This is a genomic window from Xylanivirga thermophila, assembly GCF_004138105.1.
In the GTDB taxonomy this organism is placed as follows: domain Bacteria; phylum Bacillota; class Clostridia; order Caldicoprobacterales; family Xylanivirgaceae; genus Xylanivirga; species Xylanivirga thermophila.
Map to the genome: position 1 here is coordinate 53,508 of NZ_RXHQ01000004.1, position 15,583 is coordinate 69,090.

General features: G+C 34.3%; 19 protein-coding genes. All 19 read right to left on the bottom strand.

From position 1 onward, the window contains the following. Window positions 1–7: 7 nt before the first annotated feature. The gene (gene rseP, locus EJN67_RS03455) at window positions 8–1,036 is read right to left on the bottom strand and encodes an RIP metalloprotease RseP (protein ID WP_129722430.1); all 1,029 of its coding nucleotides are present in this window, start codon (window positions 1,034–1,036) and stop codon (window positions 8–10) included. Window positions 1,037–1,056: 20 nt separating this feature from the next. Continuing rightward, window positions 1,057–2,199 (bottom strand): 1-deoxy-D-xylulose-5-phosphate reductoisomerase, encoded by a 1,143-nt coding sequence (locus EJN67_RS03460; RefSeq protein ID WP_129722432.1) that lies wholly within the window; start codon window positions 2,197–2,199, stop codon window positions 1,057–1,059. A gap of 40 nt (window positions 2,200–2,239) precedes the next feature. Then, the gene (locus EJN67_RS03465) at window positions 2,240–3,049 is read right to left on the bottom strand and encodes a phosphatidate cytidylyltransferase (protein WP_165000708.1); all 810 of its coding nucleotides are present in this window, start codon (window positions 3,047–3,049) and stop codon (window positions 2,240–2,242) included. A gap of 22 nt (window positions 3,050–3,071) precedes the next feature. Beyond that, complete coding sequence (locus EJN67_RS03470) at window positions 3,072–3,863, bottom strand: isoprenyl transferase (protein WP_129722437.1); 792 nt, start codon at window positions 3,861–3,863, stop codon at window positions 3,072–3,074. 43 nt (window positions 3,864–3,906) lie between these two features. Continuing rightward, window positions 3,907–4,137 (bottom strand): hypothetical protein, encoded by a 231-nt coding sequence (locus EJN67_RS03475; RefSeq protein ID WP_129722440.1) that lies wholly within the window; start codon window positions 4,135–4,137, stop codon window positions 3,907–3,909. Further along, a complete protein-coding gene (gene frr, locus EJN67_RS03480) occupies window positions 4,138–4,695 on the bottom strand; it encodes a ribosome recycling factor (protein ID WP_129722443.1) in 558 nt (185 codons plus the stop codon). Between the two features lie 37 nt (window positions 4,696–4,732). Continuing rightward, window positions 4,733–5,458: a UMP kinase gene (gene pyrH / locus EJN67_RS03485; protein ID WP_129722446.1), complete on the bottom strand. Its 726-nt coding sequence runs from the start codon at window positions 5,456–5,458 to the stop codon at window positions 4,733–4,735. Between the two features lie 93 nt (window positions 5,459–5,551). Next, window positions 5,552–6,199 (bottom strand): translation elongation factor Ts, encoded by a 648-nt coding sequence (tsf, locus tag EJN67_RS03490; protein WP_129722449.1) that lies wholly within the window; start codon window positions 6,197–6,199, stop codon window positions 5,552–5,554. Between the two features lie 102 nt (window positions 6,200–6,301). Continuing rightward, window positions 6,302–7,003 (bottom strand): 30S ribosomal protein S2, encoded by a 702-nt coding sequence (gene rpsB, locus EJN67_RS03495; RefSeq protein ID WP_129722452.1) that lies wholly within the window; start codon window positions 7,001–7,003, stop codon window positions 6,302–6,304. Between the two features lie 142 nt (window positions 7,004–7,145). Further along, window positions 7,146–7,643: a hypothetical protein gene (locus EJN67_RS03500; RefSeq protein ID WP_129722455.1), complete on the bottom strand. Its 498-nt coding sequence runs from the start codon at window positions 7,641–7,643 to the stop codon at window positions 7,146–7,148. Window positions 7,644–7,653: 10 nt separating this feature from the next. Continuing rightward, entirely contained in the window at window positions 7,654–7,989 is a 336-nt protein-coding gene (locus EJN67_RS03505; RefSeq protein WP_129722458.1) for a hypothetical protein, read from the bottom strand. A 13-nt stretch (window positions 7,990–8,002) separates the two neighbouring features. Beyond that, window positions 8,003–9,559, bottom strand: coding sequence for a FapA family protein (locus tag EJN67_RS03510; RefSeq protein WP_129722461.1), 1,557 nt, complete (start codon window positions 9,557–9,559; stop codon window positions 8,003–8,005). A 101-nt stretch (window positions 9,560–9,660) separates the two neighbouring features. After that, window positions 9,661–10,425 (bottom strand): FliA/WhiG family RNA polymerase sigma factor, encoded by a 765-nt coding sequence (locus tag EJN67_RS03515; protein ID WP_129722464.1) that lies wholly within the window; start codon window positions 10,423–10,425, stop codon window positions 9,661–9,663. Window positions 10,426–10,449: 24 nt separating this feature from the next. Then, entirely contained in the window at window positions 10,450–10,944 is a 495-nt protein-coding gene (locus EJN67_RS03520) for a chemotaxis protein CheD (protein WP_129722467.1), read from the bottom strand. Then, a complete protein-coding gene (locus tag EJN67_RS03525) occupies window positions 10,945–11,562 on the bottom strand; it encodes a chemotaxis protein CheC (RefSeq protein ID WP_129722470.1) in 618 nt (205 codons plus the stop codon). Window positions 11,563–11,565: 3 nt separating this feature from the next. After that, window positions 11,566–11,985: a chemotaxis protein CheW gene (locus tag EJN67_RS03530; protein ID WP_129722473.1), complete on the bottom strand. Its 420-nt coding sequence runs from the start codon at window positions 11,983–11,985 to the stop codon at window positions 11,566–11,568. A gap of 13 nt (window positions 11,986–11,998) precedes the next feature. Continuing rightward, window positions 11,999–13,987 (bottom strand): chemotaxis protein CheA, encoded by a 1,989-nt coding sequence (locus EJN67_RS03535; RefSeq protein ID WP_129722475.1) that lies wholly within the window; start codon window positions 13,985–13,987, stop codon window positions 11,999–12,001. Window positions 13,988–14,019: 32 nt separating this feature from the next. Then, window positions 14,020–14,682, bottom strand: coding sequence for a flagellar brake protein (locus EJN67_RS03540; RefSeq protein ID WP_129722479.1), 663 nt, complete (start codon window positions 14,680–14,682; stop codon window positions 14,020–14,022). Window positions 14,683–14,704: 22 nt separating this feature from the next. Beyond that, the gene (locus EJN67_RS03545; protein ID WP_129722481.1) at window positions 14,705–15,580 is read right to left on the bottom strand and encodes a MinD/ParA family protein; all 876 of its coding nucleotides are present in this window, start codon (window positions 15,578–15,580) and stop codon (window positions 14,705–14,707) included. Window positions 15,581–15,583: the final 3 nt, after the last annotated feature.

Here is a 15,583-nt window from a genome sequence, read left to right on the forward strand (position 1 = left end):
CCTTTATCTATCGAGTTATATCCTGAAAAGTAACCAATATCATGAGCAGCATAAGTAAGGCAAAACCAATAAGGTTTATATAACCTTCTTTCTCAGGATTCATCGGCTTGCCACGCACAGCTTCAATTATTATCAAAAGTAAACGCCCACCATCTAATGCAGGGAAAGGTATTAAATTTATAATACCCAAATTTGTACTAATTACAATACCCAGGCCTAAAAGCTGTTCTACTCCTTGCTTGGCTGCCTTACCTATTTCACCTACAATACCTACTGGTCCCATTACTTGATTAAGATTTTCATGTTTAAACAATAAATTTCCCAACATTTGTATCATCATAACTATAATCTTGCCCGTTTGCTTTATAGATAATCCTACAGCGCTAAAAAAATTTAGGCGTTTAGGGATTAATCCAAACTCAATACCTATTAGGTATGCTTTGGCTTTTTCATTATATTGGGGAATAACCTCCATATTCATACTTTCCCCATTTCGCAATATAGTAATGGTTAAAGGCTTAGAATTACTTTTTGATATTATATCACGTACTTTTTCAACTGCCTTCTGATCATCCATATCTTTTATGCTTTGATTATTAACTGCTATGATCCTATCTCCAGACACCATTCCAGCCTGTGCTGCAGCACTATCTTTTACAACCTTCTCTATAGTAGGGGTAGGTATATATATACCAAAAGACATAAACATAATGGAAAATAACAATATGGCCAATACAAAATTCATAAGCGGACCTGCTACTAGAACCATAGCTCGTTTCCAAAGTGAAACATTATTAAATGCCCTAGGCTCATTGCTATCAGCGTCTTCTCCTAGAAATTTAACATACCCTCCTATAGGCAAAGCCCTTAGCGAATATACCGTCTCTTTCCCAGAAAATTTCAGCAATCTTGGCCCCATACCTATGGAAAATTCTTCTGCATATATACCCACTGCTTTTCCTACTAGAAAATGTCCTAATTCATGCACCATGACTATTATACTCAAAAATATCAACGCAATTAAAATCGTTGTCATATTTCGGCACCATCCTCTTATTATCCAATTGACAATCTTGTTTGTTTGTCTATATATATAATATCATCTATTTTAGGATTATTTAAAATTTTATGTTTTCCCATTGCTTTTTCTATTATAACAGGAATCTGATTAAAAGATATTTCCTCCCTTAAAAATTTAGCTACCGCTACCTCATTTGCAGCGTTTAATACAACCGGCATACTCCCGCCCATTGTCAATGCACTATAAGCCAGTTGTAAACAAGGAAAAGTATGAATATCCGGCCTTTCAAAAGTTAGAGAACCTGTTTGAAATAAATCAAGTGGCTCAGTCATAGTTGGAAACCGCCTAGGAAATGTAAAGGCATATAATATAGGTATTCGCATATCTGCCCTTCCCAATTGAGCAATAACGGCTCCATCTATATACTCTACCATAGAATGTATAATACTCTGGGGATGTATTATTACATTTATTTGATCAGGCTCCATATCAAAAAGCCATTTGGCTTCTATTACTTCTAAACCTTTATTCATAAGAGTAGCAGAATCAATAGTAACCTTTTTTCCCATTTTCCAATTGGGATGATTAAGTGCATCTTCTACCGTTACCTTTCCAAGCTTTGCTTTTGTATAGCCTCTAAAAGGTCCTCCAGAAGCAGTTAAGTGAACTTTTTTTATTTCTTCATGATTTTTACATGAATTTATACATTGAAATATAGCCGAATGCTCACTATCTACGGGAATTATACTGCATCCCTTATGCCTTGCTGTCTCCATTACTAGCTGGCCTCCTGCTACAATAGTCTCCTTGTTTGCAAGTGCAATATCTATTCCCTTATTAATAGAAGCCAACGTAACCTTTAGACCTGATATGCCTACCACTGCCACCAGTACCATGTCTATATGCATTTCTTCAATCATATGTACGAGGGACTCTTCCCCATAATATATCTTTATGTCATAGCCATCAAGTCTTGCCTTTAATTCTCTTCCTCTATCACAATCTGTTACCGCTATAGCCGAAGGTTTAAAACAATCTGCCTGTTTTTCAAGTAGATCGATATTTTGACGTGCAGATATTGCTACAATTTCATAATATTCTGGATAATGGGATAAAACATCCAATGCCTGTTTCCCTATAGAACCGGTAGAACCTAATATAGCGATTTTTTTCTTCATAGATACACCTCATAAATTTTTATATAAAAATATATCTTTATTAAGCTAAAAATAATAAAAAATACAAATATATTGCAGGCACCGTAAATAATATACTATCAAACCTATCCATAATACCTCCATGACCAGGCAATATTTTACCATAATCTTTTATATCACAATATCGCTTAAAAACAGATGCAGCAAGATCACCTATTTGTGAAAGCGTACCGCATATTATACCTATAATTATATAATTATATACTGTAAATGTCATGCCTAATTTATAATTACCTATTAATCCTAATACAATACTAGTTAATATGCTACCAAGAAAACCACCAATACTACCTTCTACTGTCTTTTTGGGGCTAATGGATGGAATTAGCTTTGTCTTACCAAATGCTATACCTGAAAAATAGGCAAAAGTATCAGTACCCCATGTGGCAAGAAATGTCAACATTAATATAAAACTGCTACGGTGTAGGCAAAGCTCATTAAACGGTATAAAAAGTAGAAATATCAGTCCTGGATATAAAAAACCAACTATAGTAAAAGCTGAGTCCAAGGGATCATATTTATTAAATTTAAAGATAGGAACAGATAGACATATAATGGTAAATAGCACAATGATAAGTATGAGCTTTATATTCACATTAAATGTAAAACATAGAAATATAACTGCAGCAAAACAATATCCTAGCCATTTTATGGGTTTATACCCTTTGTTTTCAGCTGCAGTATAAATCTCATGCATTCCAATAATAGCAAATAATAACGCCGATAATCTAAAAAACCAACCACCAAAATAAAACATACAAATTAGATATATAACAATAAAAATAGCACTTATTACACGCTTTGACAGCATACACGACCATCCCCTCTGGTATTCATTTAGCTGCAATTCCACCATATCTTCTTTGTCTATCCTGATAATTCAAAATCGCTTTTTTATATAAATCAGGATTAAAGTCAGGCCACATGGTGTTTCTATCACTAATCCATATTTCAGTATATGCTATTTGATACAAAAGAAAATTACTGATCCTACATTCACCACTAGTTCTAATCAATAGATCTGGATCAGGCATATCTGCTGTATATAGATATTTACTAAAAAGCTCCTCGTCTATATCATCAGTAGTTATTTTAGAATTTATTATATCTTGAGAAATGAGTCTTGCTGCCCTAACTATCTCATCACGTCCCCCATAGTTTAAAGCTATATTTAACTGCAATCCGGTATTATCCTTCGTTATATTCATAGATTTATATAACTCCATCTTAGCCTCTTTCGGTAATGCAGAAATATCCCCTAATCCAACAATTTTCACATTATTCTCATTCAGTTCATCCGTCTCACTACGAAGGTATTTTACCAAGAGTTCCATAAGCGCAGCTACTTCCGAGCGGGGTCTTTTCCAGTTTTCCGTGGAGAAGGCAAAAACAGTTAGATATTGGATGCCGATATTGGAACTCGTCTTTACTATCTCTCTTAAGGACTCTACTCCTTCCCTATGACCAGCTACACGCGGAAGACCATAGCGCTTGGCCCATCTACCGTTCCCATCCATTATTATAGCAACGTGGGTAGGTAATGGCCTAGATTTTATCTGTTTAATTAAACTATCATCAGAATTCTTTTTTAACCTTTTTCTAAAAAACAATCTGCCAAATCCCATAACCAATATTTCCTCTTTTCTGTAATAGCAGCCTTAGAATAAACTAAGGCTGCTTTGGCTGTCTTAAAAATCCTGATACAGTAAATTCTAAAGTATTACTCTGAGAATCAAATTTTTGCCTAACTATGCGTTCAATAAGCATACATTCATCCTCATCTTTTTTTGATAAAGGAGAACTGTATTTGGATATTACATAATTGATATTTGGGAAATCCCTCTTAATCCTATATACTGCATAATCTATAGGCCAGCCTAAAAAATCAGGAATAATCATTTAGACTGCCATTATCTCCTTTTCTTTTTCCTTTAGCACATCGTCTATTTTATCTATGGCTTCATCCGTTATCTTTTGAACGTCTTTTTCAGCCACCTTTTGTTCGTCTTCTGATATCTCAGAACTCTTTTTCATTTTCTTCAATTGCTCCATAGTATCTCTTCTAATAGAACGAATAGAAATTTTACTTTCTTCTCCCATTTTATTTATAAGTTTTACCAATTCTTTCCTGCGTTCCTCTGTCAATTCTGGAAACACCAAGCGTATTATATGCCCATCATTGGTTGGCGTTATCCCCAAATCAGATTTAAGTATTTCCTTTTCTACTGCGGGTATTAACTTTGTATCCCATAAGGCGATAGTTAATAATCGAGGTTCTGGAGTACTTATATTTCCTAGCTGATTTAAAGGAGTCATCACCCCATAGTAATCAACCATAATCTTATCCAGTAGTTTTGAATTAGCCCTTCCTGCCCTTATACCAGCTAAATCGGATTTTAATACCTGTACAGTCTTATTCATCTTTTCCCTGGTTTCGTTTAATAAATCGCTAATCATTACCACAACCTCCTTTTATTATTTATGTTTATTAAAATCATTCTATTGTCGTTCCAATCTTTTTGCCTAAAACAGCATCTCTTATACTATGGTTATCGGCTAAGCCAAATACTATTATAGGTATCTTGTTGTCCATACATAGAGAAATAGCTGTAGTATCCATGACATTTAAACCTCTGTTTAAAACATCTATATAACTTATATAGTCTAGTTTTTTTGCATTTGGATTCTTTCTTGGATCATCATCATATACGCCATCTACATTCTTTGCAAGTAGTATTACCTCTGCATCTATCTCTGCTGCCCTCAAAGCCGCCGTTGTATCTGTCGAAAAATAAGGGTTACCAGTACCGCAGGCAAATATCACAACTCGACCTTTTTCCAAATGTCTCATTGCCTTCCTACGAATATAAGGTTCAGCTATCTGTCTCATCTCTATGGCTGTCTGTACCCGAGTCTGAATGTCTTTATTCTCCAAAGCATCTTGTAATGCCAGTGCATTTATAACAGTTGCCAACATCCCCATATAGTCAGCAGTACTTCTGTCCATTCCTATGCCGCTTCGTCCGCGCCATATATTTCCTCCACCTACTATTACTGCTACCTGTAATCCCATATTATATACTTCTATTATTTGGTCTGCCACCATATCCAACACATCATTATCTATTCCAAAACCTTTTGATCCTGCTAGCGCTTCCCCGCTTAACTTTATAACAACTCTATTATATACGGCTTTGCTATTTGAGTTATTATCGCCCATGTAGTTTACCTCCACATATATAAATATTTAATTCTACAAAAAAGACAAATATCCTGCCTTTTCAAAAAAAGAGAACACAAACGTGTTCCCTTTTTAGCCCTTAATCTGTTCCATAACCTCGCTGGCAAAATCACATTCACGCTTCTGCAAACCTTCACCTTTTTCATATCGTACAAAGCGTCTAATAGATATATTTTCTCCAATAGTAGCTATTTGTTCATTTACTATATCCTGAACTGATTTATCCGGATCCTTTATAAACGGTTGATCCAAGAGACAAATCTCCTTATAGTACTTTTCAATACGACCTTCTACCATCTTATCAACTATTTTTTCAGGTTTTCCTTCATTTAACGCCTGGGCCCGTAATACTTCTTTCTCCCTATCAATAATCTCTTGAGGAACTTCTTCCCGATTTACATATTGAGGATTAGATGCAGCTATTTGCATAGCAATATCCCTAACGAAATCCTTAAACTGATCTGTTTTAGCCACAAAATCCGTTTCACAATTTACCTCTACGAGTACGCCTATTCTTCCATTACCGTGAATATAGGAATCTACAATACCTTCTGCTGCAATTCGACTTGATTTTTTAGCAGCAGCGGCTAATCCTTTTTCTCTTAAAACATCAATTGCCTTTTCTAAATCGCCCTGAGTTTCTTCAAGCGCTCTTTTACAATCCATCATACCTGCACCGGTACGTTCCCTTAGTTCTTTTACCATCGATGCTGAAATCATATTGTATTCCTCCTTCTTATTTCTTGATTTATAATAACTACAAGATAGAAATCGTAAAATAAAGGGAAGAATGGGGTGCGCCCCCTTTCTTCCCCCTTTTTCTTACTCTTCGCTTAATTGCTCGCCTTGTTTGCCTTCAAGCACGGCATCTGCCATCTTAGACGTAATCAGTTTAACTGCCCTAATTGCATCGTCATTTCCAGGTATTACGTAATCAATTTCATCTGGATCACAATTAGTATCAACAATAGCAATAATCGGAATACCTAAAATCTTGGCTTCAGATACGGCTATACGCTCTTTCCTAGGATCAATTATAAATATAGCTGATGGTAAATTGTGCATATCCTTTATACCACCCAAGTTTTTCTCTAACTTTTCTTTTTCTAGTTTAAGCTGAATAACCTCTTTCTTGGGCAATACATCGAAAGATCCGTTTTCTTCCATTTCATTTAGCTCATTCAACCTGTTTATACGTGTACGTATTGTTGAAAAATTTGTCAACATACCACCCAACCATCTCTGGTTAACATAAAACATACCGCATCTTTTAGCTTCTTCCTCTATTGATTCCTGCGCCTGTTTCTTAGTACCTACAAAAAGTATGTCTTTACCATCCATAGATAGTTCACGCACAAAATCATATGCTTCTTCTATTTTCTTTACAGTCTGTTGTAAGTCTATTATATATATACCATTTCTTTCAGTAAATATATAAGGGGCCATTTTAGGATTCCATCGGCGAGTCTGATGTCCAAAATGTACTCCTGCTTCCAAAAGCTGCTTCATTGAAATAACTGACATATCTACACCTCCTTAGTTATTACCTCCCCTATCTTCATCTTGATATACCACCAATCTTGGCACCAGCATATCAATCAAAAAGGGTGTGTTTTCACCGTAAGTAGTATATCATACCTATTTTGTTTAAGCAACACATTGTTTATTATTTTTTCCCCTTAAATTTGCTTAATTCTGCAATAAATCTTACTTCTGCCATATTCATATCCATTTCTTTTGCAATATCTTTTAAATTCCAGCCCTTTTCAATAAGGTCTATAGCATAATCTTGCCTTGTAGCCGATATTTCTTTATTATCTTTAGCATTATCTTTTTCTTCAGGTGTACTAAATGTTTCAGTCTTCTGGTCAAAACATGGATTTTCATTATACACAACATCTAATTTTTCACGTGCACTTATTTTGCCATTACTGTTATGTTCTACATTTAACTGATTATATTGCTCAAGAATTTGATAATATATATTTTGCATCTGCTCCATTAGATTTTCTAAGTCGTCATACAGATTATAAGCATTATTTTCTTTCTCTTCCAGTCTTCTTTCAAACTCTAAAATACGCATACGGTCTATTATAGCTATAATTATACCTACAACTAATCCGATTAGCGTCAATATAAAAAAGATTAATATCTTATGTTCCATGTTGCACTCCTTAAACTCTAATATCTATATTATGACCTTTACCAGATAGACTTTTCTCTACCGTTTCCAATGACTTATTTTTGTTATTTTCCTCTTCTTTATCTTGGTTATTGTCTCTTTTTTTGTCTCCAAAACTTGTATTTCTACCCTGATCATGCTCTATTTTATTATAGATACTTTCATGAGTAGAAGTTACGTTTGTATCTTCCTTTTTTATCTGTTGTTGCAGTTGGTGTGCAAATTGTTGTTGCTCTATATCTGGCTTTAATTTAACTTTATATGCTTCCTGAATATATTCATTGCTTTTGTTTACCACAATTTGCAAATCTATCGGTTTTATAGACATATCAATCACCCCATTAACCTTCGAATGAAGTATGTACTATCTCCCCGTTTACATTTTTAAAGGTTACAAACTCTATATCATCTCGAACATGTAATGACGTATTCCCAATTGATATGATAACCCCAGGGTACACCATTTTTCTAACATTTATTTTGGCATTTCCAGTTCCAATCATTGCATCTTCTAATTTAGATAATTTGTATTTCAAATCATCGATCTTACTTTTGCTTTCGTTTTTTATATTTAATGCCTTTAGTTTTATAACTTGTTTTTTAGGAGGTAAACTGCCCTCCCCATTCATCTTTTCCAAGCTTTCTATAATCGATAAAGCTTGTTGCGCTTTATTATAACCAGTTATATTCTCATCTAGACTTTTTTTTATTAATAAATACTCTTCCTTTATAGATGGATCTACTCCAACTTCCATAACTGTAGACGTAGCCATTGGGGACCCTACAGTCATGGCTGTTATTCCACTAGTTGCTTTTACTTGTCCTCCTACTATTAATCCCTTTCTTCCTCCTACCTGTATCCGTCCCCCACTCTTTATATTACTATGCATTATGGCTTCAGATAGTACATTACCGCGGGATACTACAGTACCATTTTCAATGAATCTCGATACTACATTCCCTTCGGCCTGTATATATCCCTTTCCCATACCCTGCATACCATTTTTTAGTACAATATCACCTCTGGCAATCAACGTAGCACCTTCAACTACCCCGTTTACCTTTATATTTCCTCCCGCCTTTACGGAAAAACCCGAGAGTACATTGCCAGATATTATTACATTGCCTACAAAATCTATATCGCCTGTTGAATTGTCAACATTCCCTTTCACCTCATAAACACTATAGACATGCAGCTTATTATTGATAAGTTCAACTTTACCATCTATAGCAGCAAATAGACTAAGCTCATCGTCCGATGTATAGACGTTTTTACCCTTCGATAACCTAACTGGTTTGCCTGGTCTAGAATTTATGTCCTGTCCTAAAACATTTTTACCTGGTATCCCCGGAGTTGGCGGAATTATGGTCGCCAAAAGCTGCCCTTGATTCACATTTTCTATTAAATCAAGATGATAATAGTCTACACTCCCATCATCATTTATTTTTGGGGTAGCCTTTTTATCGATTTCTATATAATATTTTATATCTCCATCTTGTCCATTTTGCACAGGCTGACCTTGGGCTATCAGTATCTCCCTATTATATTCCCTATTATCTAACATTTGCTTAATCGCATCATAATCTATCCCAAATATTATGCCTTTTTTTTGTAGTATATCCAAAACATCCTTATAAGTTAAAGAATTTCCTCCAATTGCAGGGATCAATTTTCCATAAGCCTGCATCTTATTTTCAGTTACGTATATATCTAATACTTCATCTTGTTTAGCTTTAATAAGAAGCTTATATGGTTTTAGCACCACATCCATTACACATTGACCTTCTTCTATAACCTCTACTATTACATCATTCCGTGTAACGCCTAACAACTCAACCCCCTTCTCCAATGCTTGATCATAAGTATCACCATGCACCACAACACTCTTAATATCCATTTATATTCCCCCTCCTTTTATAGCTAGTAAAAGCTATAATTCAATAGCAAATTCCACCCTATTAATTCATAATTATATAGGATATTTTTATATAATACTAATTAATTATATAATAACTCATTTTTAAACCTTAGTAATCTATTTTTTAACTTCATAAGAGCTCTTGTGTGCAATTGTGATACTCTAGATTCTGAAATATTAAGTATGAGTCCTATTTCTTTCAATGTTAATTCTTCATAATAATATAGACTTACAATAGTTTTTTCCTTTTCGGTTAGTTGGTCAATAGCTTCTGAAAGTACCCTTCTTAAATCATTTAATTCAGCCATATCCTGTGGATTATCGCATTTATCTACTAGATGGTTATCAACTAATATAGTATCTGCTATATATTGATCTAATGATACTACCATAAAATAATGTAATTGTTCTAATACATGGTTTAATTGTCCTTTTGAAATATTCAGTTCCTTTGCTAATTCACTTTCCGTTGGCGAACGACCCAATCTTTCTTCTAGCCTCATCATTTCCTGTTCAATAATTTTCGACTTTTGCCTTAAGTTTCTGGGAATCCAATCCTGCTTTCTGATTTGATCTATTATAGAGCCCCTTATTCGAATAGTGGCATATGTTTCAAACTTTATGCCCCTGTTTTCATCAAACTTTTCAATTGCATCTATAAGACCGAAATTACCATAACTTATTAAATCTTCAACTGATATGTATGGAGCATAACTGGCGCTCATTCTACCAACAACCTGTTTTACTAAGCTGCTATAATGTACTATAAGTTCATTTCTCTTATTTATATCTCCGCTATATTTATAGCTCTTCCATAGATTATTAACTTTATCAGCACTCTCCATGTTTTAGCTGTCTCCTCCCATATCCTAAAGTTCTTTTATCCCATAAGCTATGGTTTTTATTATAAAAGCACCATTTTCAGCATATAGCTCCACAGTTCTACCATAGTTGCCCCCTGTATCCTGTGCCAATATGGGAATATTTAATTTATTTAAACACTCTATAGTGGATTCTACATTTCTTTGTCCAACCTTTAGGATATCGCTATTAGGCTTGTTTTTAAAGGAAAACATCTGAGCTCCACCTGCAATTTTAGCCGTGATATCTTCCTGCCTTGCCCCTAATCGCAGCATTTGTTCAATCAACGCATCAATGCCAGTATCAGCAAATTTAGCGTAATTTACATTTACATCCTTTTGTCTGTTATATGGTAACATTATGTGTGCCAAACCGGCTATTTTTCTTCTACTATCGTATAATCCTATACCAACACACGAACCTAGTCCTAATGTAGTTAAAACACCTGGGCTGATAGTAACATTTAAATCTGCCATTCCAACTTTTATTACCTGATAATCCATTTAAACAACTCCTAAAGATTTAAGCATTATGGGATAAGATTTTATATCTGGTATAAGGAAAAAATGACCTTTTATACTCTTTAAACCTTCAACAAAATCTGTTTCTATAAACAAAGATGTATCTCCCATCTCCCCAAACTCTATCATAGGCACACTTAATATGGCACCTACCATATCAAAAACCAGTTGTGGAACAGAATGCTTTATAGTAAGATTAGTTAACTTGGATAAAGCAGATAAATAGGCGCCTGCTAGAATATTACCTACTTCTTGAAGAGCCGATATTTCTATGTCTGAGAATGACTCGTTTTCTATATACATATCTTCTAACAAAAGCCTGGAAAGATTCTTAGCAGATTTAATATCCATAACAAATACAATAGTACCACTTATATCACCATAAAACTCCAGATATATACCAGCTACTAGGGTATCAGCACCTCCTATAACAGTTTCTATTTTATTGAATGGAATAATATTAACTTGGGGAACATTCATACCAATGGGCTTATTTATCAATTGATAAAGGGATGTAGCAGCACTTCCAGCCCCTATATTTGCAACTTCCTTCAAGATATCTATATACATATTACTTGGTTTGTCTATATTAAAAGGCATGTTCTATTTTACTCCCAATAAACTTTTTGTGTTTAATTTAAAAAATAGTTTGTCCTGCTGCTTTATAACACCGTCTATGAATGTTCCGTCATAATTTTCCAGCACATCGGAAGCTGGTTGGATAATATCGTCTGGGATATCTAAAACTTCCCTTACTCCATCAACTATAATCCCAATTTTATGTTCTTCATGCTGGGCGATTATAATACGGGTATCATCATCATATTCCTTGCTATCCATCTTTAATCGCTTACGCAGACTCATAACAGGAATAATTTCTCCCCTTAAGTTTATAACTCCTAATATATATGAAGTACTATAAGGCACCCTAGTTATATCTGCCATTCTTTCTATCGATTGAACATTCAAAACATTTAATGCATAGATCTTGTCATCTATATAAAAAATTATAAAGGTTCCCATATGAATACCTCCTTTAATTCAGATGGTTTATATCCAATATCAAGGCAACACTACCATCACCTAAAATAGTGGCACCGGAAAAGATATCTATATCGGATAGATATTTTCCCAAAGATTTTATAACTATTTCCTGCTGTCCTATTAAGTCGCTAACCGCTAAGGCTATAAACTTGTCGCCTTTAGTAGCTATAATAGTAGTTATATCCCCATCATATGAAATATCTTCACATAGTCCAAGTTTTTTGCTTAAGTCAATAAATGGTATTACTTTTCCCCTGTAGTTTATTATCTTTTGCCTATCAATTAACTTCAAATCATCAGATGAAAATTCTAAAACTTCTTTTACAGATGATAGAGGTATGGCATAGATTTCTCCTTCAATATCAACCAACAATGCCTGTATTATTGATAATGTAAGGGGCAATTTTAGAATAAAGCTAGTACCAAGACCCTTTTTTGTTTCAACCTGCACAATTCCTCCCAAAGATTCAATCTTTGTCTTTACTACATCCAATCCTACGCCTCTACCTGATATATCGGATACTTTTTGTGCCGTGCTAAACCCTGGATGAAACAAGTATTCTATAATTTGATTATCATTTAATTTTTCCAACTCTTCAGCAGTAATTAATCCTAGAGATAATATTTTTTCAGATACCTTTTCTGTATCTATACCCCTTCCATCATCCTTAACCTCTATAACTACATTATTTCCGTCATGATAAGCTTCTAAATATATATTCCCTTCTTCGGGTTTTCCTTGCTCTAACCGCTCCTCCGGAGTTTCCAAACCATGATCTACACAATTACGTATCAAATGAATAAGTGGATCTCCAATCTCATCAACTATGGTTCGGTCTACCTCGGTTTCCTCTCCTGAAATATTGAGTTTAATATTTTTATCTAGTTTTTTTGCAAGATCCCTTACTACCCTAGGAAATCTATTGAATACTGTAGATACTGGTATCATCCTAACTTTCATTACTGCATCATGCAAATCAGTAGTAACTCTACTGAGATACTCCATATGTTGAGACATATTTGGTGTTCTTGAAACTTCTTCTAAGCCTTGTATGCTATTTTTTACTATGATAAGCTCACTAACTAAATTCATAAGTGTATCTAGCCTGTCAACATCTACCTTTATACTTCTAGTTATGTGTTTATTGCTATTACCACTAGAGGTGCTAGTTGCCTTTTTCTGATTATTAGAAGTATTCTTTACCGATTTATTCGTAGATGTTGCTATTTTATCAGGGTCAAATTCAATTATTGATATATCGGAAATTTCAGATATGCTATTTATGCTACTTAAAACAATATCTTTTTTTGATTGTGTAAGCAGTATAACAGAAAACCAATCATCAAAATTTTCATTTTCCAAATCTTGAGCTGATGGAGTACTCTGAACAATTTCCCCAAGTTGCTCCAATGCTTTAAACACCATATATGCCCGTACAGTTTTCATAATACATGATTTATCCAAAGTTACTTTTATCAAATAGGAATTAAGTCCTTGTTCTTTGCCCTGGTTTATAATAGAAATCTGATATTGATCCAATTTAGGCATATATTTATCATCTTTAACTTTTATATTTCCATTTGAAGTACTAACAGCTTTGCCTCCTATGAAACTCTGAAGCCTACTTTGTACCTCTGATGTATCATTATCGCCTTCCTGGCCAGTTTGTATTATGTTTTGTACAAAATCTTCCAGGAGATCTAAGCATTTAAATAATGTATCCACTATGGCCGTATCGATAGATAGCTGACCATTGCGAACTTTATCTAAAACATTTTCCATTGTATGGGTTAACTCTGCCATAGTATTAAATCCCATAGTGGCAGCCATACCTTTTAATGTATGGGCAGAGCGAAAGATCTCATTTACTATATTAGTATCTTCTGGATTTTGCTCAAGCTCTAATATGTTCTGATTTAAATTCTGTAAATGTTCCTCCCCTTCTTCGATAAACACTTCTAGATATTGATTGTTATCCATATATGACACCCCCACCAAAAATTTTTCTAACTTTATGCTAAACCGCTCCTCCTAAGACGCATTTGCTGCTGAAATATATATTGTACTATGCTATCCCTGTTCATCTCAGAAATATTTAAAAAACATATGCCTATTTTATATTTTTCTATTGAATCTTCTATTACTTTATTACATCTTAATACCTTGCCTTTAACGACAATTTGTCTATCATCGTGTAAACTTATTTGGCAATTTATCAGTGAGCCTTTATTTATCTCTTGATTTAGTAAGACCTTTACCCCTCCACCGCTTATGTCGATAGTAGTTCCTTTTACAGGGCCATTATCCAGTGGCTCCCCATATTGGTCAAGTAAAAATATAGAAATAGGTGCTGTAGTTTTTAAACGATAGAAATTGCGCCTTTGTGATTTGATAATATTGGATTTTGGGCTTATCCGTACCAAATAGACTGCATCATGCTTGATAATTGCCTTTACCTCTGCTACAAATGAAAATTGTCCATTGGGACGGAAAAAAATTACTGTAATTACATCTCCCGCCTTCAATACAACAGGGTATCTATTTAAAACAGGCATATTGATAACTATATCGCCATCTTCCAGTATGTCCTGTATCATACTATAAGAAGTCTTTGAACCTGTATTTTGATTTATAACTACTTCTATTTTTTCTCCAATGTTAACAATTTTCTTCACCTTGATGCAACTCCTTTATAAGTTATTTGTTTCGGCTACCAAAAAGCCTTAGGAGATTATTGATATAAGAAAACATTCCTATATGCTGAGACTTGTAGCCTCCCTCTCCTTTTAATAATATACCTTCCGCAATCGCAATTATCTGTCTGGATATTTTACTATCAGGAGAGCTCAAAACAAAAGGGACCTGATGCTTAACCGCTTTTACTGCCAAGGAGTTGTATTCTATATAACCTAATTTTTTTATTTCAATATTTAAGAATCTATTTGCGGCATCGGAAAACTTATCCAAAACCTGTTTACCTTCCCGTGATGTCTCAGCTCTGTTTGAAATAAGTCCAAATTTCTTTGTTGCATCTATAGAACTTACAAGCTTAACAATGCTGTAGGCATCAGTTATGGATGTGGGCTCAGGTGTAGTTACCAATATAATTTCATTTGCTGCTAACACCATTTTTAAAGTGCTATGTGAAAGTCCTGCACCCGTGTCTATCAATACTATATCGGCCAAACTATCTAACTTAGATATCTTGTTTATAAAAATATTTATATGGTAGTCATCTAAATCCAAAAGCTCCCTAACTCCTGTACCTCCAGATATAAACATTACCCCACTAGGTCCTTTTGATATTACCTCATCAATCTCCTTATTTCCAAAAACCACATGGGACAAATTATATTTAGTTGACAGGCCCAGCATAATATCAACGTTAGAAAATCCGAAATCTGCATCTATTATAGCCACCCTATAGCCCATATTAGCTAATGCAATTGCCAAATTAATAGTTATGCTAGTTTTTCCCACGCCGCCTTTTCCACTAGTTATGGTAATTATACGCGCCATGGATTTATCGGTTTTGCTCATCATCTGTCTCAATTTATAAGCCTGATCTTTCATTGT